The organism is Williamsia sp. 1138, assembly GCF_002095435.2.
Classification (GTDB): Bacteria; Actinomycetota; Actinomycetes; order Mycobacteriales; family Mycobacteriaceae; genus Williamsia.
Window position 1 is genome coordinate 116,391 of sequence record NZ_MJEJ02000051.1, and the last position, 21,354, is coordinate 137,744.

Here is a 21,354-nt window from a genome sequence, read left to right on the forward strand (position 1 = left end):
GGTGAGGGCACGCCCTCGGGTTGCGTAGTGGTCATTGCCGCACGTCCTTCCGGTCACCGAGCCAGTGCACGGTGACCGGTCAACTATGCGACGGGTCCGGCCATCGTGCGCACCCAATCGTGAAATTCGGCGATGTGGTGTTCGGCGGGCACGAGTACCCCACCACGTCGATAGGCGCGCGAAGCCATTCCCGGTTGCGTTCGCTCGCACGCCTCGAAGTCCTGCAGATTGACGCGGTGAAACAGTTCGACCGACTTGTCCAGATCCGCCCCCGACGCCAAAACCCCTGGGTGATAGAGCCAATCGCATTCGACGACTGTCTTGTCGACGGCCGTCGGATACATCCGGTGCACGATGACGTGGTCGGGAACCAGGTTGATGAACACCTGGGGGCGAACGGTGATCGCGTAGTACCTACGATCCTGAGATTCCGACAATTCAGGCAAAACGCCCAAACCTGTTGAGCCATCGATGGTGAAGCCCTCGACGTCGTCCCCGAACAGTGCTCCATGGCCGACGTAGTACTGGGCCGCGAGCCCATCGGCGAACTCGGGCAGTACCTCAGTCAGCTCCGGATGGATGGTGGCGCAGTGGTAGCACTCCATGAAGTTCTCGATGATCAGCTTCCAGTTCGACGCCACCTCATAACGCTCACGCCTGCCCAGCACCAGTCGGTCGACCTCGTACCGCTCGATGGACTCCGCGTCGCCGAGCCGTTCGGTCACCGCTCCCTGGACGGACTCGGCGAACGACGGAGGAGAGTCGGACAGGCACACCCACACATACCCGAGCCACTCCTGCGTCGCGACAGGGATCAGACCGTATGCGGTGCGGTCGATCTCCCCCAGGTCGGCGAGGTTGGGCGCTGCCACCAGTTTGCCGTCGAGCCCGTAGGTCCATGCGTGGTACGAGCATTGCAGATTACGGCGCACCTGCCCCTCCGGTTCCGTGCAGACAACCGCCCCACGATGACGGCAACTGTTGAGGAAGGCCCGCAAGCGACCATCGCGACCCCGGACGATCATCACGCTTTCCCGCCCGACGATCACCGTTTTGAAACTGCCGGTGTTCGGCACATCAGCGGCAAGGACAGCACAGAACCACATCTGCTCGAAGATGGACGCCTGCTCTGCGGCAAAGTAACCGGAGTCGGTGTACGCCTGCCCTCCCAGGGTCGCCAGCAACGCGGGCGCGCCGGGGACTGCCGCCGGCGGTGCCGGGTGTTGCTGGTGCCCTGAGGCTTCGGTGATGGTCATACGTCGGCCAGCCTGTTCGGATCGAAGAGGTCGATGGGGTGGGTGGTGCCGCCGTCGATGGCAAGATCCGCGAGGACCTCACCCACCACGGGAACGAACTTGAACCCGTGCCCGGAGAAACCGCAGGCGACAGTCACATTGCGGTGTCCGGGATGCCTTGCGATGACGAAGTTCTCGTCCGGGGTGGTCGAGTACATACACGTCGCGGTGTCGAGTACCGACCCGGTCAAGCCGGGCAGCAACCTGCCCACCCGTTCGACCATCGCCTCGATCTCGTGTGGGTACACCGTCCGGTCGATCGTCTCGGGCGTGCAATCCTCACCTTTGCGGAAGAAGGCGACCTTGGCGCCGCCGCCGGGCCCGTCGATGGGCGGGAATCCGTAGATCTGTTCGACCTCATCGGTCTCGTGGATGTAGATGGGGCCACCCTCCATCGGAGCGGATCCCGCAACGGGGTCGATCCAGTACATCACCTGACGCTCGATCCGGATGGGGACGCCGATGTCGGAGAGTATCTTCGGCGCCCAGGCCCCGGGACACACCACCAGATGCGCGGCGCGGTACGTGCCCGCCTCTGTGGTCACCAGGACACCGTCCCCGGAGTCCGACCAGGATGTGACCGGTTCGCCGAAGTGGAGGTCGGCGCCGGCCTTCTGCGCGAGGCCGATGTGCGCCTGCACCGTGGCCTCCGGGCGGGCGAATCCGGCCATGCTCTCGTACAGCGCCATCTGTCCTGCCGGCGGGTCGAACGCCGGAAAACGGCGATGCACCTCGCGGTCGGTCAACACCTCGTGCGCCAGATCCCATTGCTCAGAGGCCCGGCGGGAACCCGAGAACGTTGTGGATTCCTCGGGTCCCATGAAAAGCCCGCCGGTGATCGAATAGACATCTATCCCGCTGTCCTGCTTGAGCTTTTCCCACAATTCATACGAACGCAGGAGCAACGGGACGTAGGCGGGGTCCTCGAAGTACGACTGCCTGATGATCCGCGATCCGCCGTGACTCGAACCGTGGTCGTGCGCGGGGGTGAAGCGCTCGAGACCCAGGACCCGGCTGCCACGGGCCGCGAGGTGATACGCCGCCGCAGAGCCCATTCCTCCGAGTCCGAGGACGATGACGTCATATGGTGTGTCGCTCAACGCACGGCTCCCGTCAAACCCTTGATCCGATCGCCCGCGGGGTCGACGAGCACCGGTTCGCTGACGGTGAAATCGAAGCGGCGGTTGAAGTATTCGATCGTCACCTTGTCGCCGACCGCCACGTCGGGCGAGACCCTTACATAGGCGATGGTGCGTCCGACGTGAGGAGAGAACGCCGCCGAGGTGACATGGCCGATCACCGCGCCATCGGCGGCGACGGGTTCGCCTCCGAGCACGATCGCGTTCGGATCGACGGCGACCACGGTCTGGAGCACGCAGGTGGTCGGACGTTGTGCCAGTGCCTCCTTGCCGAGGAACTCGTGCTTCTTCCCGACCGCGAAGCCGATACCGGCCTCGTCAGGTGTCATCTCGGTCGTCATGTCGTGCCCCCATGAGCGATAACCTTTTTCGAGCCTGAGTACATCAAGGGCGCTCCGCCCTGCCAGAACCGCACCGACCGACTTCCCCGCCTCCGCAAGCCGATCCCACAATGTCGCACCGTCGGTGTTGTCGGCATAGATCTCCCAGCCCAATTCGCCGACGTAGGAGATCCTCAGCATCGTCACATCGACACCAGCGATCTTCGCCTTTGCGGCTTTGTAGTATCCGAGGGTCTCGTCTCGCAGATCGATCGAGCAGAGCGGCGCCACCAGGTCGCGGGCCCGCGGCCCCCAGACGCCGATGCAGCACGTCGAGGAGGTGATGTCGGTGATCGTCACGTCGTCTCCGCGGCAGTGTCTGCGCAACCAGTCGATGTCGAGTGGGCCGTTGATCCCGAGTTGAAAGTGATTGTCTCCCAGACGCGCAACGGTGACGTCGCTGCGGACTCCACCGCGCGCGTCGAGCAGCAGTGCGTAGACCACCGTTCCGACGGGCCGGTCGACGGTACGGGTCAGCAACCCGCTGAGGAAAGTGGCCGCATCCGGCCCCTTCACCTCGAGCCTCATCAGTGAGGTCATGTCGTACAACCCGGCCCGCTCCCGCGTTGCCATTGCCTCGGCGAGCACGATCGGGGACCAGTGGCGTTCGGCCCACGCGTCGACCGGATAGTGCTCATGCGCGTCCACCAGTGGCGCATTCGACTCGTACCAGGCCGGCCGTTCCCACTGTCGTCCCACATGGAAGACCGCGCCGGCGGCCATTTGGCGTTCGTGAAAGGGACTGGCGGCGATGTCGCGCTGCACCGACCGCGGCTCCCGCGGATGGATGATGTCGTACACCTCGACAAAACCCTGGGCGCTGGTGTCTGCGACGTAGTCGGGTTGCAGCTGAGCGTCGGCGAACCGCCCGAGGTCGCACCCGTGCAGGTCGATGTCGGGAGTCCCTTGGGTGATCCAGTGCGCCATGGCCTTCGCCACACCGGCCGAGTGCGTGACCCACACTGCCTCGGCGACCCAGAACCCATCCAGATTGGGGTGCTCGCCCATCATCGGGCCTCCGTCGGGGGTGAAGGAGAAAATGCCGTTGAATCCGTCGACCACCTGTGCGGAGGCGACATCCGGCAGCATCCGCATGGTCTCGGTCCAGGCCGGATCGAAATCTTCCGAGGTGAACGGCAACATGGACGGCATCGTCTCGGCGGCGGTGGCCGCGTAGAGCCGGTTCATGTCCACCGGCATCGGCCGGTGGCCGTAGTAGCCGATACCGATCTGGTCACCGTGCTGGCGGTAGTAGAGGTCGGCGTCCTGGTGCCGAAGGATCGGTAGCGCAGCATCCGCATGACCGCGACCTGCATCGCGGTGAGCCGAAAGCGCTTCTATTGCCGTTGTTTTCGCGTACTGGTGGCCCATCGGCACCAGAGGTACCACCAGATTGACGAGCTCACCGAGTTGCGCCCCCCAGAATCCCGCGCAGGAGATGACGACGTCGGCATGAAAGACCCGGTCAGCCGTTCGCACACCTACCACCGAATCCCCGCGCTGCAGCACCTCGACCACGACCTGGTCACCGACGAAGACGGCCCCACGGCTGATTGCACGATCCATCTGCGCGGTGATCGCCGCAGGCGCCCCGGCGAGTCCGTCGGTCGGCGTGTGCAGACCACCGAGCACGAGTCCGCGATCGAGCAGGGGGTGCAGGGCCACACACTCGGCGGGAGTGAGCAACTCGGCCGGGATCCCCGCAACCTTGGCCCATCCCTGCTTGCGGGAGAGCTCGGCCAGTCGCTGGGGCGTTGTCGCGACTTCGAGGCCACCCACGGCGTTGAACGCGAGGGTGCCTGGCTGATTGAGCGCCGCGAACTTCTGCGCGGTGTACTGCGCGAACCCGGACATCGTGCGAGAGGCATTGGTCTGGAACACCAAGCCGGGTGCGTGCGAACTCGAACCACCCGTCATCACGGTCGTTCCCGGCGTCAAGGGCCCGCGGTCGAGGACCGTCACATCCGTGCAGCCCAGTTCGGTCAGCTCATCGGCAAGAGATGACCCGACCACGCCGGCGCCGATGATGAGGTATCGCGGCTGTCCCACCAGAGGTCTCCAAACCGATCTGACAACGGAGCCATCCAGTTGTTGCGCTATCTGCAACACGTCGTGCTCTACGCAACAAATGGTGAGCCCGGGTGTGCCCCGGTGTCAAGCCGACCCGCGATCAGCCCGGAAAGCCGATCCGCCGACTGACCTCCAAGGCCGCATCGCGGATGCGTGGCGCCAGCGATTCCATGGTCTCCGGCGTCAGCCGAAAGCTGGGGCCTGAGATACTCAGTGCCGCAACGACATCGCTGGTGTGATCACGCACCGGAGCCGCGATCGCATTGAGGCCCTCCTCGAGTTCCTCCACCGCACCGGACCACCCCCGTGCCGCGATGAGGTGCAGTTCCTCGACCAGCGCACCCCGATCGACGATTGTGCGGTCGGTGAAGCGTTCGAGGGTCTCGTCGAGCGAGACCGAGAGTTCGCGATCGGTCAGGGCTGCCAGCAATGCCTTCCCACTGGAGGTGGCGTGGGCCGGTGAGCTCTGGCCGACCCAGGTGCGCAGAGCGATACCCGACGGGCCGCTGGACTCGGTGATGTTGATCGCGCGATCGCCCTCGAGGATCGCCAGGTTCACGGTCTCACCCACCTCTGCGGCCAGCGGCTCGCACACATCCCGGCTCTCCTTGCCCAGGTCCCTGGTGGCCATGGTCGCCCCGGCCAGTCGGACGAGCGTGAAGCCGAGCCGGTATTTGCCCCGGTCGGCGAGCTGCTCCACGAACCCCCGGGCCTCGAGGACCGAGACCAGACGCGACACGGTCGACTTGTGCACCCCCAACGTGTCCGCGATCTCGGACACCCCGCCTTGGCCCTCCCTGGCCAGGATCTCCAGGACCTGCAACGCCCGGTCGACTGATTGGATCGACGCGGGGCGGGTTTCGTTCTCGGCTTCAGTCATCGCTGATCACCCTAATCGGACGTCCACGACACGTTCCTCGAGACCCGTGACTCGCCGCGCCGAGCTCGCCCGACACACCCTGTCGAGGCTGTGCGCACGGGTAATGCAAAACACCCGTTGATCAGCTTGACGACACGACTCATGGCTGCCAATCTGTTGCGCATAACGATTCTTGTTGCAACGTACGCAACTGGCCGTCGCCATACACCCCCCGACTCCACGAGGCCGCCATGACAACCCTCCCCCATCAGGACATCGCGCACTACCTGGTCGCGAGCACCGACGCACTCCCCTCGGGTGAGGTCATGCGGGTGACGCCGCCGGGCCGGGCGCCCATCGCGGTCTTCCACACGGACGACGGGGTGTTCGCGATCGACGACACCTGCACCCACCAGGACACCTCCCTCGCCGACGGGTGGGTCGAGGATTGCGCCGTGGAGTGCCCTCTTCACGAGGCCTGTTTCGACCTACGAACCGGGATGCCGTCCGGCCCGCCCGCCAAACTCCCGGTCCGCACCCACCAGACCGTCGTCCACGACGACGGGAACATCTATCTGCGTCTGAGCGCGACCGACGCGGCATGAGTGGTGACGGCGCGGCATCAACGGCCTCGGTGGCGATCGTCGGGGCCTCGCTGGCAGGTTTGTCCACCGCACGTGAGCTCAGGACCCTCGGCCACACCGGGTCAATCACCTTGATCGGCGCCGAGGGCCACTACCCGTACGACCGTCCCCCACTGTCGAAAGGCATCCTGCACCAGGCCGACCCGCCGGAGTCGTTGACGCTCACCGATGCTGACGATTACGCCGGTTTCACCTGGCGGCTCGGAGTCGGAGCGACCGGACTGCGACACACCGACACCGGACACACGGTAGAGCTCGACGATGGGCGCGTCGTCGAAGCGCAGGCCGTGATCGCCGCCACCGGGTCCCGCGCACGCACTCTGATCGGGACGGAGCTCAGGGGGGTCCACACGCTCCGAACAATCGACGACGCCGCGGCGTTGGCCGAATCCCTGCGTGATGGCACGCATGTCGTCGTCATCGGCGGCGGATTCATCGGGTGCGAGGTGGCATCCAGCGCATCCTCTCTGGGCAAGAAGGTCACCATCGTGGAAGCGTCAGAGGCGCCCGGTGCCGCGATAGTGGGGCCAGAACTCGCGGCCCGCCTACATCGCCGGCACGCAGCGCACGGCGTTCGCCTGCTCACCGGTGCTGCGATCGACACCATCAACGGGTCCGATTGCGTCGAATCGGTGACCCTCGCCGATGGCAGCGAGCTGCCCGCAGACGTGGTGGTCATCGGTATCGGAGCTGTTCCGAACACCGAGTGGCTCAAAGCCTCCGGCGTCGCCCTGGACACCGGGGTCCTCACGGACGCCGACTGCGCCACCGCGGTTGGCGGGGTCTACGCGGTCGGCGACTGCGCGCGGGTCTACGACCCCAAGACCGGGCTACACCTGCGGCAAGAACACTGGTCGGGCGCGCTCGACCATTCGCGTCGAGCCGCCCGGCGACTGCTGGGCCTGGCGGCCCCCAAGACCGTCGCCCCGTACTTCTGGTCGGACCAGTACGGCACCAGGCTCCAGGTGTGCGGCGCAGTGCCCACCGGCACGGACCCCATCTATGTCGACGGTGGACCGGACACCGATTCCTTCGTCGCGACGTTCGGCGCGGCCGACCGTCCCTCGGCAGTGGTGGCCGTCGACGGCGGTCGATTGTTCACCCGATTACGCAAGGAACTCGACCGTTCAGAAGACCGGCGCCGATCCGCGCAGATGGTCGAACACCAGTGACGTCGTGGTTCCCGACACCTCGGGCCGAGAATTGAGCATCTCGACAAACTGACGCAGGCTCTCGGTGTCCGCGGTGGCGACATGCAACAGGTAGTCGTCAGCCCCTGCCAAGAAGAAGACATCGATCACATCGTCCTTCTGCCCGATCTCGGCGACGAAGCGCCGGATCTGCCCTCGAGCGTCCGATTGCAGACTCACCGCCACCATCGCTCGCAAAGGCCGGCCGACCGCTGCCGGGTCGATGTCGGCGAAGAACCCACGAACCACCCCGAGCTCGATGAGGCGGCGGATCCGGCCATGACACGTCGATGCGGCGATTCCCACCTCGGACGCCAACGCGCTGTTCGACGCCCGGGCATCAGCCTGGAGCAGGGTCAACAGGCGTCTGTCGATGTCGTCGAGACTCGCCGTTCGAGCCCGAATATTATTCGGTTCGAGTGCCATCGCAGCGCCCTTCTGTGAACATTTGATCAGAATACTACTCCGTTGAAGAATTATGTTCAGAAGTGTTGCTACTTTCCCGACGTTTGTTCACGCTGTTGAACACACCGATCCCATCCAGATCAAGGAGAGTCCAGCCATGCGCGTCGGCGTCCCACGCGAGATCAAGAACAACGAGTACCGCGTTGCCATCACCCCGGCTGGGGTCGCCGAACTCACGCGGCGCGGCCACGAGGTGATCATCGAGCATGAGGCCGGAAGCGGCTCGGCGATCGCCGACACCGACTTCAAGGAGGCCGGCGCGCAGATCCTGGGTACCGCCCGCGAGGTGTGGGAGCAGGCCGACCTGTTGCTGAAGGTCAAAGAACCGATCGCGCCCGAGTACGAGCTCATGCGGGAGGGTCAAACGCTGTTCACCTACCTGCACCTGGCCGCCAGCCGTGCGTGCACCGAGGCGCTGCTGAGCTCCGGCACCACGGCGGTCGCCTACGAGACAGTTCAGGCCGCTGACGGGTCGCTGCCGCTGCTCGCCCCGATGAGTGAGGTCGCCGGACGGCTCGCACCGCAGGTCGGCGCCTATCACCTCATGCGCTCGGCCGGTGGCCGCGGCGTGCTCATGGGCGGCGTGCCCGGCACCGTACCTGCCGAGGTCGTCGTGATCGGTGGCGGCGTCAGCGGCGTCAATGCCGCGACCATCGCAGTCGGCATGGGCGCCGACGTCACCGTCTTCGACCTCGACATCACCAAACTCCGCGCCATCGATGCTCGTTTCAACGGACGCGTGCACACCCGATACAGCACCACACTCGACCTCGACGAGGCGATCAAGAAGGCCGACCTGGTGATCGGCGCCGTGCTGGTGCCCGGCGCGAAGGCCCCCGTCTTGGTATCCAATTCTCTGGTGGCACAGATGAAGCCGGGGTCGGTTCTCGTCGACATCGCCATCGATCAGGGCGGCTGCTTCGAAGATTCTCGACCCACCACCCATGACGATCCGACCTTCATGGTCCACGACTCGGTCTTCTACTGTGTCGCGAACATGCCCGGATCCGTGGCGCGTACCTCGACGATGGCACTCACCGGGGCGACCCTTCCCTACGTGTTACGCCTTGCCGACCTCGGCTGGGTCGAAGCCCTGCGCCGCGACCCGGCTTTGGCCAAGGGGCTGAGCACGCACCAGGGTGAACTCCTCTGCCCTCACGTCTCCGACGCCCTCGACATCCCGCTGGGAAGCTCACCGCTCACTGTCTGATCCCGGAGTTGGTGGCTTCTGGCGAACGTTTCCCCAGGTCGGCGTCGCCACAACCCACCAAAATCGGGGTGGCCCGGGTCACGTGCCCGGTTCGGCCCACTCCTTGACGGACAGATAGTGCGACATGTTCTCCATTCGCCGCTGAACTGAAGAGACCTCCCGGACGGCTTGTCCGACCAGGCTGCGGTCCAGCGGCGAAAGGCGTTGCATGGTCAGTACATCCGTTGCCGTCTCGCCCCGGTCGACCTGCGCGACCTGGTAGGTGAGGCGGATCTTCTGCAGGACCTCGAACACCTCGATGAGCGTGTGGGCGTTGTCGTCGGTCAGCATCGGACTGCCCGCGGCGGCGGCCAGTCGCGCGCGGGTGCCCAATTCCGGGCTCTGCACACTCAGCGCAGCCCACCGGGCGATGTTGATGACGGGTATCAGTGCGTGACTCTTGATGTCGAACGTGCCACCGCGCCGCGAGAGGACATCGCGCATCGAGCGGACCTTCGCCCGATACGACAGGGATTCGGCGAGTAGCAGCCGCATCGTCCCCGGGTGTTTGCGCAATTCACCGAACACCTCGGACACGGCTGTCGCGCCCGGGTCGCCCCAGATCGGTCTGCCGTCGAGTAGTAGCGACGCCAAGATCATGCCCTTGTTGTCGAGCGGCGAGACCAGCCACTGCTGCGCTGCCTCGCGCCATTGCCCATGGGTCCGGGCGAACAGCGGCATCGCAGCGGTGGCGCCGTTGGTGTCACCGGCAAGTCCACATCCGCGCAGCACCTCACCCACCTCCGCGAACGCCGCCCGATAACGGGCCATCTCCTCCGGACTCGACACAGACTCGTCGAACGACACCGCGCTGTCGACGTCAGAGCTGAGCACCGGCTCTCGGCGCGCGTTGCTGCCGAGCGACAGCCACGTCAACGCGGCCGGATCGAGTTCGGGATGCTCGGCCAGCACCATTTCCAGGGCGCGGCGCACCAGGGCGTCGGTGACGACGGACAGCACCGCCGTCACCTCGAACGACGGCCGCCCGCGCCGGAGCAGGTCCGCCACCAGGTAGCGCATCCGGCGCCCCCGCTCCTGCAGGGTCTCGATCGAATCAGATCGGGTGATCTGTTCTCGCAGAGTGACACTCACACCGGCAGGCGCGTTGACGAAGTCGCCCGGCAGCACCACTCCCTTGAGGTGCCCGCCCGGATCCACGACCGGAACACACGTGAGGTCCTGTTCGAGGATGTCGACAAGCACATCCGAGGCCGGGGCGCTGGTGGCGGCGGTGATCGCCGGGAACGTCATCACCTGCGCAACCCGCTGTTGCAGATCACCGCCCGCGGCGACCACCCGCGCTCTGATGTCACGGTCGGTGAGCAGCCCGAAACGCCCGTCCTCGCAGGGGATCACGATGTAGCCGCTGTGGTGTTCGGAGATCTTCTGGGCGGCCTGCTGTACCGTCATGTCGCCGCTGCCGACGACCGGCGCAGTGCGGATCAGTTCGTCGACAGTGCCGTAATCGTTGATCGACAGCGAATCGGTGCGTTGCGCGACGGTCAATTTGCGCGCCAAGAACTCTGCGCCCGCCAGCGACGAGAACACCGGCCGAACGATCGGGCCCGGGATCCGGCAGGCCTGGACGGGCCCGGCAGCGATGGCGAGTGGGCCTATCGACGATCCGGTCAGCATTGCTGAATAACCGAAAACGCCTCCGGGCCCCAGGATCTCGTCGGGACCGTCGGGCTTGTGATCGGGCGAGTTCCACAACTCCACCTGGCCGGCGACCACCACGGCCAGCTCTTCGACCTGGTCGGTGAAGCCGTCCATGATCTGGCTGCCGGAGGCATGGTCTTCCAGCCGAGACGCTGCAGCGATCCGCACCAGTTCGTCTGCGGCGAGCGCATCGAAGGGCGGGTACCCGGCAAGGAACTCTGCGATCGACACCATGGGCTCATGGTGCCAGTTCATCGCCGCATGAGCGCGATCAAGACGTCAGTTCACCAATGAGGTGAGCGACTTCGGTAGTTGCCTGCGGCTGCGGTACGGTCCGACGACCGCTGCCCCGAAAGGTCGCGAGAGCAGCTCACGCGCTACCCGGTGGGTGTCGGCCACTGTGACCCGGTCGATCTTGCGCAACGTCTGATCGACGGACATCTGTTTGCCGTAGTTGATCTCGCCGCGTCCGTTGCGGTGCATCCGGGACTGCGAATCCTCGAGACCGAGCACCATCGCACCCCGCAGTGACCCTTTGGCCCGCGCGAGTTCTTCGTCGGTGATCCCATCTGCCGCCACCTGGGTCAAGATGTCGTCGATGACGGTCACAACCTCGGACAGGTGGTCGGGTGAGCAGCCGGCGTACACCGAGAAGGCCCCGATGTCGGCGAACGAGTCCACCGAGGAGTAGACCGAATACGCGAGTCCGCGGGATTCCCGGACCTCCTGGAACAGTCGCGAACTCAATCCCCCGCCCAGGGCGGTGTTCAGTACCGACAGCGCCCACCGGTCGGGATTGCCCCGCCCGGGCCCGCGGACGCCGAGCAGCAGGTGCGCCTGTTCGGTGTCCCGGTACGAGACCTCGAGGGCGGGCCTGCCACCGATCGCTTTGGCACCCACCCGGATCGGCGCAGGTGGCACCTTCCCCGAGAGATGTCCGGCGAAGGTCGATCGCACAGCTGCGAGCACCGATGCATGGTCGACGTTCCCCGCGACCGAGAGCACCATCTTGTCCGGGGTGTACCGGCGCTGGTGGAACGAGCGGATCTGGGCCCTGGACATGGCCGTGACCGACTCGACTGAACCGATCACGGGCCTGCCGATGGGGTGGTCGCCGTACATGGCGGTCATGAACAGGTCCGCCAGCAGATCTTCCGGGTCGTCGTCGCGCATCGAGATCTCTTCGAGCACCACTGCCCGCTCGATGTCCACGTCCTCCGAACGACATTGCCCGCGCAGCACCACGTCGCCCACGATGTCGACGGCAGTCGCGAGGTGCTCGTCGAGCACGTGCGCGTAGTAGCAGGTCTGTTCTTTCCCGGTGAACGCGTTCAGTTCACCGCCGATCGCGTCGATCTGTTCCGCTGTGCCGGCCGCCGACCGGGTGGGCGTCGACTTGAACAGCAGATGTTCGAGGAAGTGCGCGGCACCGGCCACCGAAGGCTTCTCGTCACGCGATCCGACTGCGACCCACAACCCGACGGACGCCGATCGCACGCCCGGGAGGTATTCGGTGACCACGCGCAGCCCACCGGGCAGTACGGATCTCCGTACTGCCCGGTGGGTGTCCGGCGTCGCAGAGCGCTGCGCAGCCGTCAGACCAGCTGTGTTACTCAGGCTTTCGCCTCGGTGGCGTCGACGTCGGCAGGCGCCGCGGCGTCCGCATCATCTTCGACGGGGACGAGGCTGATCTTGCCGCGATCATCGATGTCGGCGATCTCGACACGAAGCTTCTCGCCGACGTTGACCACGTCTTCGACCTTGCCGATCCGCTTTCCCTTGCCCAGCTTGGAGATGTGGACGAGTCCGTCGCGACCGGGGAGCAGCGAGACAAACGCACCGAAAGTGGTTGTCTTGACCACGGTTCCGAGGAACCGCTCGCCGACCTTCGGCAACTGGGGGTTGGCGATGGCGTTGATCATGTCGATCGCGGCCTGGGCAGACGGACCATCGGTGGCACCGACGAACACGGTGCCGTCGTCCTCGATGGAGATGTTCGCACCGGTCTGCTCGGTGATCGAGTTGATCATCTTGCCCTTGGGCCCGATGACCTCACCGATCTTGTCGACCGGGACCTTGACCGTGGTCACGCGCGGCGCGTACGGGCTCATCTCGTCGGGCTCGTCGATGGCCTCGGCCATGACCTCGAGGATCGTGATCCGGGCATCCTTGGCCTGTGAGAGCGCCGAGGCGAGCACCGGCGACGGGATTCCGTCGAGCTTGGTGTCGAGTTGCAGCGCGGTCACGAAGTCCTTGGTCCCCGCGACCTTGAAGTCCATGTCGCCGAAGGCATCCTCCGCACCGAGGATGTCGGTGAGTGCGACGTACCGGGTCTGGCCGTCGATCTCGTCCGAAACCAGGCCCATGGCGATACCGGCGACGGGAGCCTTGAGCGGCACACCGGCGTTCAGCAGCGACATCGTCGACGCGCAGACCGAACCCATCGAGGTCGAGCCGTTGGAGCTCAGTGCCTCGGACACCTGACGGATGGCGTACGGGAACTCTTCCACGCTCGGCAGCACCGGCATCAGAGCGCGCTCGGCAAGTGCGCCGTGCCCGATCTCGCGACGCTTCGGCGAACCGACGCGACCGGTCTCGCCGGTCGAATACGGCGGGAAGTTGTAGTGGTGCATGTAGCGCTTGCTGGTCTCGGGTCCGAGCGAGTCGATCTGCTGGGCCATCTTGACCATGTCGAGGGTGGTGACGCCCATGATCTGGGTCTCGCCACGCTCGAACAGCGAGCTGCCGTGGGCACGCGGGATCACCGCGACCTCGGCGGACAGCGAGCGGATGTCGGTGACACCGCGGCCGTCGATCCGGAAGTGATCGGTGAGGATCCGCTTGCGGACGAGCTTCTTGGTCAGCGAGCGATACGCCCCGCCGATCTCCTTCTCGCGACCCTCGAACTGGTCGCCGAGCTGTGCGAGGATCTCGGCCTTGAGCTCGTCGGTCTTGTCGTCGCGGTCTTTCTTGCCCGGGATGGTCAAGATCTCGGAGAGCTTGGCTGCCCCCGCGGTCTCGACCGCTGCGAAGACGTCGTCGCCGTACGGAGGGAACAGCGGGAAGTCGCCGGTCGGCTTCGAGGCCTCGGCGGCGAGCTTCTGCTGTGCCTCACAGAGGCGCGCGATGAACGGCTTGGCGGCCTCGAGGCCCTCGGCCACGATCGCCTCGGTCGGCGCCTGGGCGCCGCCCGCGATGAGCTCGATCACGTTGTCGGTGGCCTCGGCCTCGACCATCATGATCGCGACGTCGGCGGTGTCGCCTTCGCCGGAGACGATGCGCCCCGCGACGACCATGTCGAAGACGGCGCCTTCGAGCTGCTCAACGGTCGGGAACGCGACCCACTGGCCGGCCTTGTTCTCGTCGGTCGGGATGAGTGCGACGCGGACGCCACCGACCGGGCCGGAGAACGGGAGCCCGGCGATCTGGGTGGATGCCGAGGCGGCGTTGATGGCCACGACGTCGTACAGGTCCTTGGGATCGAGGCTCAGGATCGTGACGACGACCTGGATCTCGTTACGCAGACCGTCGACGAACGACGGGCGCAGCGGCCGGTCGATCAGCCGGCAGGTGAGGATCGCGTCGGTGGAAGGACGGCCCTCACGGCGGAAGAACGATCCGGGGATGCGGCCTGCGGCGTACATCCGCTCTTCGACGTCCACGGTCAGTGGGAAGAAGTCGAAATGGTCTTTCGGGTGCTTACCGGCGCTGGTGGCCGAGAGCAGCATGGTCTCTTCGTCGAGATAAGCGACGACCGCACCTGCGGCCTGCTGTGCGAGACGTCCGGTCTCGAAGCGGATGGTGCGGGTTCCGAAGCTGCCGTTGTCGATGATGGCGGTCGCTTCGGTGATCTCGTCGTCGTACTCCACAGCGTCTGTGGTGGTGGTGACGTCGGTCATGTGTTGGGGTTTCCTCTCGTCGTACGACAGGTCCGACCTGCGTACGGTCTGTGACTCGCGGGCAAACACACGCGAGTAGGCCCTGAGCGAGGAAGGAGATCAGTCGGCGCCGAGGGTGACGGCCATCGATCGAAGCTGCCGGACGCCGATCTGCGTTCCGGGAGCCACTACCGAAGACCGCTCACCAGAGCGGGCGCACGGACGAACATTCTTCCTTGCACAAAAGCCACGCCGAGGGTATCACTCGATACCCTCGGCGCTGTCAATCTTCACTTTTTAAGCCCGCCGCAGCGGGCCATGCTTCACTTTTTAAGCCCGCCGCAGCGGGCCATGCTTCACTTTTTCAGCCCGCCGCGGCGGGCCCGACTGCACCTATCGGCGCAGGCCGAGCCGCTCGATCAGCGTGCGGTAACGCTGCACGTCCACCTTGGCCACGTACTTGAGCAGCCGACGACGCTTGCCGACGAGCAGCAACAGTCCGCGACGGCTGTGGTGATCGTGCTTGTGCTTCTTGAGGTGCTCGGTGAGATCGACGATGCGCTTGGTCAGCATCGCAACCTGAGCTTCTGGAGATCCGGTGTCGGTCTCGTGCAGGCCGTATTCGGCCAGGATGGTCTTCTTCTCTTCAACGGTCAGTGCCACAGAAACTCCTGGTGATGATGATCGCGTACGTATGTGTGAGAGAACCGGGCGATATTTGCCCACCGCCACAGTTCTCCAGGTGAGGCCACCGCGAACCGCAGCGCACACCAACGGGCAACAATACAGCGGCACCGCCCATGCGGCCAAATCGTTCGGCCAGAGATAGCTCTGGCCACGAGATAGATTCTAGGGCAACAACTTTCGGATCTCCTCGACATCTGCCGCGATGTGATCGATGAGCACCTGAACCGAATCGTATTTTTCCTGCGCACGGATACGCGCGACGAAATCGACCGCCACATGCTGGCCGTAGAGGTCGGCCTTGGTGTCGAGTACGAACGCCTCGACTGTTCTCGTCCGCCCCGAGAATGTCGGATTCGTCCCGACGGACACCGCGGCGCGGTAGCTCTCCCCCGGCTCCACCTGGCCGACCACCGGCCCCGGTCCCAGCACGGTGAACCAGGCGGCGTAGACCCCATCGGCCGGGATTGCCGAATACATCGGCGGCGCGACGTTCGCGGTCGGGAATCCGAGTTCCCGGCCCCGACCGTCCCCGCGCACGACGACGCCCTCGACACGGTGCGGACGACCCAGCGCCTCGGTTGCCGCCGCGACGTCACCCGCGTCGACGCAGGATCGGATGTAGGTGGACGAAAACGTGACGGCGTGCTCGGCCAGCAGCGATACCGCCTGGACCCCGAACCCGAACTTCTCGCCGAGAGTCCTCAGGACCTCGACGTCTCCGGCGGCCTTCTTACCGAAGGTGAAGTTGTCGCCGACCACCACTTCTTGTGCGTGGAGTCGCTCCACGAGCACCTCGTGCGCGAAATCCTTCGGACTCTGTGCCGCCAGCACCGCGGTGAACGGCATGACACAGAAGACATCGATACCCAACTCTTCGGCCAGTTCGGCCCTCCGGGTCAAGGTGGAGAGCTGCGGTGGGTGGGTACCGGGACGGACCACTTCCGCAGGATGTGGATCGAACGTCATCAGGACGGCGGGGACGCCGCGCTCGGTCGCCGCCTTCGTGGCCGTCGTGATCAGTTGGGCGTGGCCCCGGTGGACGCCGTCGAAAACGCCGATCGTGACCACGCATCTGCCCCAGTCCGCGGGGATATCGTCAAGCCCTCGCCAACGCAACACATCGCTAAGCCTACGACCCCACCCTGGCGGCCGCGACACTGCCGCACCGGAGCATCAACTCCGGCCGCGCCCGTCCTTCGTCGCCGGCGTTTTCTCGCGCGCCCGATCCCCACTCGTGCACGCCTGAGCCCTAAGCTCGAAGAGTGCCGCCATCAGACGCTCCCACGGACGCCGGGAAGGGATCAGACGCTTCCTCGGTAACAGTCGACGCCGCCGACTTGAAGGCGTTGGCCGAACTCTCTTCGGTGACCCAGGACTACCTGAAGGTGATCTGGACCGGACAGGAATGGAAGCCGGAGAAGATCACCACCAAGATGCTCGCCGAAAGGCTCGGCGTGTCACCGTCGACTGCTTCGGAGGCGATTCGTAAGCTCGCCGATCAGGATCTCGTCGTTCACGAGCGTTACGGGTCCATCACGTTGACCGAGACGGGCCGGATGGCTGCTGTCCTCATGGTTCGCAGGCACCGTCTGCTCGAGACGTTTCTCGTCCGGGAACTCGGATACGGGTGGGACGAGGTGCACGACGAGGCGGAGGTGCTCGAACACGCCGTCTCCGACCGATTCCTGTCCCGGCTGGACGCGAAACTCGATCACCCGACCCGTGATCCGCACGGTGATCCCATTCCGGCTCTGGATGGTTCCGTGCCCTCCCCGCAGGCCAAGGTGCTCGCCGACCTCGACGCAGGCGTCAGCGGCACCGTCGCGCGGATCGCCGACTCGGACCCGGAGATGCTGCGCTACTTCGATTCGGTCGGCATCGCGCTCGACCGCACCATCGTCGTCCGTGAACGGCGACCGTTCGCGGGCACGATCGAGATCTGTATCGACGGCGGAACCCCGATCGACCTCGGCGACATCGCGGCTCAGGCGATCTGGCTGGTCCCGGCCTGAGCGCCGGTCACGATCACTGACGCAGCGTCGCCGGCCGCACCACCATCACCGAACTCGCCCGCCTGCCCTTCTCCTGCAGCAGAGCGATCGTGTGACCGTCCGGATCGATGGCGGCGTACGTCCCCGCGATCCCGATGGGTTCGAGCCAGCGCCCCTGGCTGATCGACTCCGCTTCGTCAGCGCTGATGTTGCGATGAGGGAACGCGAACTGCGCGGCGTCGTCGATCCCCAGGCTCACCGCGGGGTCTTCGGCCAGCTCGCTGAGATTCCGGGCCTCGGCCAGCGTGAACGGCCCGACCCTGGTGCGCCGCAACGCGATCAGATGCCCTCCGACGCCGAGCGCCGCACCCAGATCGCGGGCCAGAGACCGGATGTAGGTCCCCGCTGAGCAGTCCACCTCGACCTCCAGATCGGTGAAGACACCCTCGGCGCCGGCCTCCCATGGCGTCACCGTGGTCGTATGGACCTCGAACCGGGACACCGTGACCGGACGGGCCTTCAATTCGAACTCCGCGCCGTCCCGAGCGAGCGCGTGGGCCCGTTTGCCGTCGACTTTGATCGCACTGACCCGCGCGGGGATCTGACTGATGTTCCCGGTCAGAGCCTGGACCTCGGTCGCGACACGGGTCTGGTCCAGGTCTGCGGTGTCGGTACGGGTGAGGATGACTCCCTCGGCATCGTCGGTGTCGGTGTCCGCACCGAGTCGGATGGTTGCGGTGTAAGCCTTTGTCGTCAGGGACAACAACCCGAGCATCTTGGTGGCACGTTCGACCCCGAGGACCAGGACACCGGTCGCCATGGGGTCCAGGGTGCCGGCATGACCGACCTTCCTCGTCTTGAGCAGCTTTCGGCATGAGGCGACGACGTCGTGGCTGGTGACACCCTGCTCCTTGTCGATGATCAGCAGGCCCGCCCCGTCCAGACCCGACCGCGGCGCGCTCATAGAGCGATCACGGCGATGACCAGCCCTGAGTCGATCAGCCACCGGCCGTCGAAGCCGAGCAGCGGGTCTCCGCCGTCGACGGTGCTGCCGTCGACGAGTAGTTCGGTGCGGAATGTCCCTGCGCTGTCGTCGGTCCGATCGAAGGTGATGTGTGCGTCCTCGAATCCCAGCCAGCGTTTGGTCAGCGGGAACCACGCCTTGTAGGTCGCCTCCTTGGCGCAGAACAGCAACCTGTCCCAGTGCAGGTCGTCGCCACGGGTCGCAAGGACCTGTCGTTCGGGTTCGATGCTGACGTGCTCGAGCACCCCTTCCGGCAACGGGCCGTGTGGCTCCGCATCCATTCCCAGCGAACGCACCTGCATCGAGTAACCCGCTATGGCGGCGCGGTAGCCGTCGCAGTGGGTGAGGCTCCCGACCACCTGCCGTGGCCAGAGCGGCTCCCCCTTCTCGCCACGCATGATGGGCACCGGATCGATACCCAACTGCCCCAAGGCCTCTCGCGCACAATTCCGAGTGGTGACGAACTCCTTGCGGCGCTTGTCCACTGCTCTGGCGATGAGACCCGCCTCGGCGGCGAGCGGCGCCACGTCAGGCATCTCACCGAAGGATTCGGCCACTGCGACCCCAGTGGGCAACAGCTTCTCGATCATGGCGTCCCGTCTCGCTTCTGTTCCCGCTCCGCGCGGCGGGCTCTGGTGTCCTCGCGCTTCTTGGCCAATTTCTGGGCGAACTCCTCGGCGCGTTCTTTGTAGTCGGCCGGCAATTCGAACCGGGCACCGTGCTCCGGGAGATGTTCGGGACGAAGTCCGTCGTCCGGTGCGATCTTGCGGAGCAACGGGTCTGGTAGACCGCGACGGCTCCATTCGCGCGGGTAACCCACCGACACCTCCTCGAACCGGATGTCGTCGTACCAGGTGGTCCGCGGGATGTGCAGGTGCCCGTAGACGCAGCACGAGGCGTTGTAGCGCTGATGCCAGTCGTGGGTGAGTTCGCTGCCACACCACAGGGCGAACTCGGGATACATCAGCGTGTCCGTCGGTTCCCGGCGCAGTGGCCAGTGGTTGATCAGCACCTTCGGCTCGGCTGGGTCGAGCTGGTCCAGCCGTTTACGTGTCTGCTCGATCCGGGCGCGGCTCCACGCGTCGCGGGTCTGGAACGGCTCGGGCGACAACAGGAACTCGTCGGTCGCAACCACGTTGTTCTCCCGGGCAACTGCGAGGGCCTGCAGCTTGTTGGCAGTCCCCTTCGGCCGAAAGGTGTAGTCGTACAACAGGAACATGGGCACCACCCGGACCGGCGCAGAGCCGTCGCCGGCATCGAACAACGGGTAGATGTCCTCCGGCGTGACGACACCCAGGTCGCGGCACATCTGTACGAGATAGTCGTAGCGCGCCACGCCGAAGATCTGCATCGGATCTTTCGCGGTGGTGTAGAGCTCGTGGTTGCCCGGCGTCCAGATCACGGTGTCGAAGCGCGCCTTGAGGCGGCGCAGGGTGTCCGAGATGTCGTCGGTCCGCTCGCTCACGTCACCGGCGACGATCAGCCAGTCACCCTCGTCCGACGGGTGGATGCGATCGATGACCGACTCGTTGCCGCGGTGCGCGACGTGCAGGTCACTGACCGCCCACAATGTCGCCATGACGTCAGATCCTTCCGGTAGCCCCCTCCTGCATTTCTACCGGGGTGGTCAAATCGGCCGACTCACCCGCACCACAGACCAGGTCAGTCGACCTTCTCCACACGTACCGAGGGGTCCAGTCCGTGCTCGCCGAGCCATTGGATCCACCAGCTCACGTTGACGGCGCTGGGTTCGCCCATGTCTGCTGCCTCGGTCCAGCGCCGGTGGGCGCCTGAGGCGATCGCCACGCCCCAGTCCTCAGCACCCGACTCCAGCAACCGGCGATCACCACGGAACCTCCAGATCACCGCTTTGGGGAATCGCCTGAACTTCTGCTGGCCACGGCTGATCGCATTCATGAACCGGTACGCCACGGTGAGCGAATCGTGCACGATCAGGGGCGACGTCTTCTGTCCCTTGGCGAGCCGTCCGGAATCGACGACCAATCCGCACTGCTGTGCCTCCGCGACCATCCAGTTGAGCACGAGATCCGAGAGCGCACTCTCTTGATACCCGCCACCGACATCGGTGTGAACGCCCTCGAACCACACCTGCTTCACGTCGGTGAGCGCGTTCTCCGGGGTGCCGTCCTCCCCGCGTACCTGTTGCCAGATGCAGGGGGCGAAGGTTCGGCGTTGTTCATCGATGGCAAGCGCCTGTCGCGCACACTTGACCCGTGGGTTGAGGGTCACGTCGTGGAACTTGTACTTCTGGCGGGACAAGCCCGGGACCCCGAGCGCACCGACGGTGTCGAAGACACCGAGGAAACGGATCTCGACGTCCTCGTCGGAGTAACACGACGCGGCGAAGTCGCTCCTGGCACTGCGGAAGTCCTCTGACGGTTCTTCGTCAGGGCGCGGACGGCCACGGTAGAGCGAGATCGCGGACCGGAGCTTGTTGTCGGCGAGCCCGTCCGGCGTCAGCAATCCGATGGCTTTCGTCATGCCCACCAGCGACCGCGCGGTGTACGCACCACGGCTGAATCCGAAGACGAACACCGAGTCGCCCGGCTCGTAGTTGAGAGCGAGGAACCGGTAGGCGCTGACGATGGCCGAATCCAGTCCGATTCCGAATGCGCCGCCCAGGATACGTTCTGCCGCAGTGGCTCCCGTACCCACGCCGCTCGTGTAGAAGACGATTTGCATGGTGCCGCCGACCGGCGTCGTCTCGATGGCACGGGCAATCTTCTCGATGTTCGAGACGTACTGGTCGTCGGCGCGCTTCCACGTTCCGTCGCAGCAGATGATGAGATTCTTCATGCGTGGC

General features: G+C 65.5%; 18 protein-coding genes. 4 read left to right on the forward strand and 14 right to left on the reverse strand.

Features of this window, described 5'->3' with window-relative positions; genetic code table 11:
• Nucleotides 1-83 precede the first annotated feature (83 nt).
• The 4 genes from BH683_RS22715 to BH683_RS22730 form a co-directional block, all read right to left on the reverse strand.
• Nucleotides 84-1,256, reverse strand: a complete 1,173-nt coding sequence (locus tag BH683_RS22715) for an aromatic ring-hydroxylating dioxygenase subunit alpha (protein ID WP_084838551.1) — start codon at nucleotides 1,254-1,256, stop codon at nucleotides 84-86.
• Nucleotides 1,253-2,395, reverse strand: coding sequence for an N-methyl-L-tryptophan oxidase (gene solA / locus BH683_RS22720; RefSeq protein WP_084838552.1), 1,143 nt, complete (start codon nucleotides 2,393-2,395; stop codon nucleotides 1,253-1,255). The genes BH683_RS22715 and solA overlap by 4 nt, the downstream gene beginning before the upstream one ends.
• The gene (locus tag BH683_RS22725; protein ID WP_094647674.1) at nucleotides 2,392-4,863 is read right to left on the reverse strand and encodes an FAD-dependent oxidoreductase; all 2,472 of its coding nucleotides are present in this window, start codon (nucleotides 4,861-4,863) and stop codon (nucleotides 2,392-2,394) included. The genes solA and BH683_RS22725 overlap by 4 nt, the downstream gene beginning before the upstream one ends.
• A gap of 121 nt (nucleotides 4,864-4,984) precedes the next feature.
• Nucleotides 4,985-5,764: an IclR family transcriptional regulator gene (locus BH683_RS22730; protein ID WP_084838553.1), complete on the reverse strand. Its 780-nt coding sequence runs from the start codon at nucleotides 5,762-5,764 to the stop codon at nucleotides 4,985-4,987.
• A gap of 230 nt (nucleotides 5,765-5,994) precedes the next feature.
• On the opposite strand from BH683_RS22730, the gene BH683_RS22735 reads away from it, so the two are divergent.
• Together BH683_RS22735 and BH683_RS22740 are read left to right on the forward strand one after the other, a co-directional pair.
• On the forward strand, nucleotides 5,995-6,348 hold the full coding sequence (locus tag BH683_RS22735) for a bifunctional 3-phenylpropionate/cinnamic acid dioxygenase ferredoxin subunit (protein ID WP_084838554.1): 354 nt from the start codon (nucleotides 5,995-5,997) through the stop codon (nucleotides 6,346-6,348).
• Complete coding sequence (locus BH683_RS22740) at nucleotides 6,345-7,559, forward strand: FAD-dependent oxidoreductase (protein WP_084838555.1); 1,215 nt, start codon at nucleotides 6,345-6,347, stop codon at nucleotides 7,557-7,559. Before BH683_RS22735 ends, BH683_RS22740 begins: the two co-directional genes overlap by 4 nt.
• On the opposite strand, the gene BH683_RS22745 is transcribed toward BH683_RS22740, so the two are convergent.
• On the reverse strand, nucleotides 7,515-8,003 hold the full coding sequence (locus BH683_RS22745) for an Lrp/AsnC family transcriptional regulator (RefSeq protein ID WP_084838556.1): 489 nt from the start codon (nucleotides 8,001-8,003) through the stop codon (nucleotides 7,515-7,517). The genes BH683_RS22740 and BH683_RS22745 overlap by 45 nt on opposite strands.
• Before the next feature lie 136 nt (nucleotides 8,004-8,139).
• Here BH683_RS22745 and ald point away from each other — a divergent pair, with 136 nt between their 5' ends.
• Complete coding sequence (gene ald / locus BH683_RS22750; RefSeq protein WP_084838557.1) at nucleotides 8,140-9,252, forward strand: alanine dehydrogenase; 1,113 nt, start codon at nucleotides 8,140-8,142, stop codon at nucleotides 9,250-9,252.
• A gap of 78 nt (nucleotides 9,253-9,330) precedes the next feature.
• Here ald and BH683_RS22755 read toward each other — a convergent pair whose 3' ends face one another.
• From BH683_RS22755 to BH683_RS22775, 5 genes are all read right to left on the reverse strand, one after another.
• Nucleotides 9,331-11,184 carry a putative nucleotidyltransferase substrate binding domain-containing protein gene (locus BH683_RS22755; RefSeq protein ID WP_246833528.1) on the reverse strand — a complete coding sequence of 618 codons (1,854 nt, stop codon included), beginning with the start codon at nucleotides 11,182-11,184 and terminating at the stop codon, nucleotides 9,331-9,333.
• A 45-nt stretch (nucleotides 11,185-11,229) separates the two neighbouring features.
• On the reverse strand, nucleotides 11,230-12,549 hold the full coding sequence (locus BH683_RS22760; RefSeq protein ID WP_246833550.1) for a pitrilysin family protein: 1,320 nt from the start codon (nucleotides 12,547-12,549) through the stop codon (nucleotides 11,230-11,232).
• A 14-nt stretch (nucleotides 12,550-12,563) separates the two neighbouring features.
• Nucleotides 12,564-14,849 carry a polyribonucleotide nucleotidyltransferase gene (locus BH683_RS22765; RefSeq protein WP_084838701.1) on the reverse strand — a complete coding sequence of 762 codons (2,286 nt, stop codon included), beginning with the start codon at nucleotides 14,847-14,849 and terminating at the stop codon, nucleotides 12,564-12,566.
• Nucleotides 14,850-15,221: 372 nt separating this feature from the next.
• Nucleotides 15,222-15,491: a 30S ribosomal protein S15 gene (rpsO, locus tag BH683_RS22770; protein WP_084838559.1), complete on the reverse strand. Its 270-nt coding sequence runs from the start codon at nucleotides 15,489-15,491 to the stop codon at nucleotides 15,222-15,224.
• 186 nt (nucleotides 15,492-15,677) lie between these two features.
• Entirely contained in the window at nucleotides 15,678-16,634 is a 957-nt protein-coding gene (locus BH683_RS22775; protein WP_084838560.1) for a bifunctional riboflavin kinase/FAD synthetase, read from the reverse strand.
• 227 nt (nucleotides 16,635-16,861) lie between these two features.
• On the opposite strand from BH683_RS22775, the gene BH683_RS22780 reads away from it, so the two are divergent.
• Nucleotides 16,862-17,527 carry a metal-dependent transcriptional regulator gene (locus tag BH683_RS22780; RefSeq protein ID WP_084838702.1) on the forward strand — a complete coding sequence of 222 codons (666 nt, stop codon included), beginning with the start codon at nucleotides 16,862-16,864 and terminating at the stop codon, nucleotides 17,525-17,527.
• Between the two features lie 13 nt (nucleotides 17,528-17,540).
• On the opposite strand, the gene truB is transcribed toward BH683_RS22780, so the two are convergent.
• From truB to BH683_RS22800, 4 genes are all read right to left on the reverse strand, one after another.
• Nucleotides 17,541-18,470, reverse strand: a complete 930-nt coding sequence (gene truB / locus BH683_RS22785; protein WP_084838561.1) for a tRNA pseudouridine(55) synthase TruB — start codon at nucleotides 18,468-18,470, stop codon at nucleotides 17,541-17,543.
• Nucleotides 18,467-19,120 carry a 4'-phosphopantetheinyl transferase superfamily protein gene (locus BH683_RS22790; protein WP_084838562.1) on the reverse strand — a complete coding sequence of 218 codons (654 nt, stop codon included), beginning with the start codon at nucleotides 19,118-19,120 and terminating at the stop codon, nucleotides 18,467-18,469. Before BH683_RS22790 ends, truB begins: the two co-directional genes overlap by 4 nt.
• Nucleotides 19,117-20,109 (reverse strand): metallophosphoesterase, encoded by a 993-nt coding sequence (locus tag BH683_RS22795; protein ID WP_084838563.1) that lies wholly within the window; start codon nucleotides 20,107-20,109, stop codon nucleotides 19,117-19,119. The genes BH683_RS22790 and BH683_RS22795 overlap by 4 nt, the downstream gene beginning before the upstream one ends.
• A gap of 83 nt (nucleotides 20,110-20,192) precedes the next feature.
• On the reverse strand, nucleotides 20,193-21,347 hold the full coding sequence (locus BH683_RS22800; RefSeq protein ID WP_084838564.1) for a DUF2235 domain-containing protein: 1,155 nt from the start codon (nucleotides 21,345-21,347) through the stop codon (nucleotides 20,193-20,195).
• Nucleotides 21,348-21,354 lie beyond the last annotated feature (7 nt).

Excerpts from the sequence above, each read along its gene's own strand:
- BH683_RS22795 (WP_084838563.1), bottom strand. The coding sequence starts at position 20,109 with ATGGCGACATTGTGGGCGGTCAGTGACCTGCACGTCGCGCACCGCGGC.
- BH683_RS22730 (WP_084838553.1), bottom strand. The coding sequence starts at position 5,764 with ATGACTGAAGCCGAGAACGAAACCCGCCCCGCGTCGATCCAATCAGTC.
- truB (WP_084838561.1), bottom strand. The coding sequence starts at position 18,470 with ATGAGCGCGCCGCGGTCGGGTCTGGACGGGGCGGGCCTGCTGATCATC.
- BH683_RS22790 (WP_084838562.1), bottom strand. The coding sequence starts at position 19,120 with ATGATCGAGAAGCTGTTGCCCACTGGGGTCGCAGTGGCCGAATCCTTC.
- BH683_RS22735 (WP_084838554.1), top strand. The coding sequence starts at position 5,995 with ATGACAACCCTCCCCCATCAGGACATCGCGCACTACCTGGTCGCGAGC.
- BH683_RS22740 (WP_084838555.1), top strand. The coding sequence starts at position 6,345 with ATGAGTGGTGACGGCGCGGCATCAACGGCCTCGGTGGCGATCGTCGGG.
- BH683_RS22715 (WP_084838551.1), bottom strand. The coding sequence starts at position 1,256 with ATGACCATCACCGAAGCCTCAGGGCACCAGCAACACCCGGCACCGCCG.
- ald (WP_084838557.1), top strand. The coding sequence starts at position 8,140 with ATGCGCGTCGGCGTCCCACGCGAGATCAAGAACAACGAGTACCGCGTT.
- BH683_RS22765 (WP_084838701.1), bottom strand. The coding sequence starts at position 14,849 with ATGACCGACGTCACCACCACCACAGACGCTGTGGAGTACGACGACGAG.
- BH683_RS22800 (WP_084838564.1), bottom strand. The coding sequence starts at position 21,347 with ATGAAGAATCTCATCATCTGCTGCGACGGAACGTGGAAGCGCGCCGAC.
- BH683_RS22745 (WP_084838556.1), bottom strand. The coding sequence starts at position 8,003 with ATGGCACTCGAACCGAATAATATTCGGGCTCGAACGGCGAGTCTCGAC.
- BH683_RS22755 (WP_246833528.1), bottom strand. The coding sequence starts at position 11,184 with ATGGTGTCGATCGCAGAGTTCCTTGCCGGGTACCCGCCCTTCGATGCG.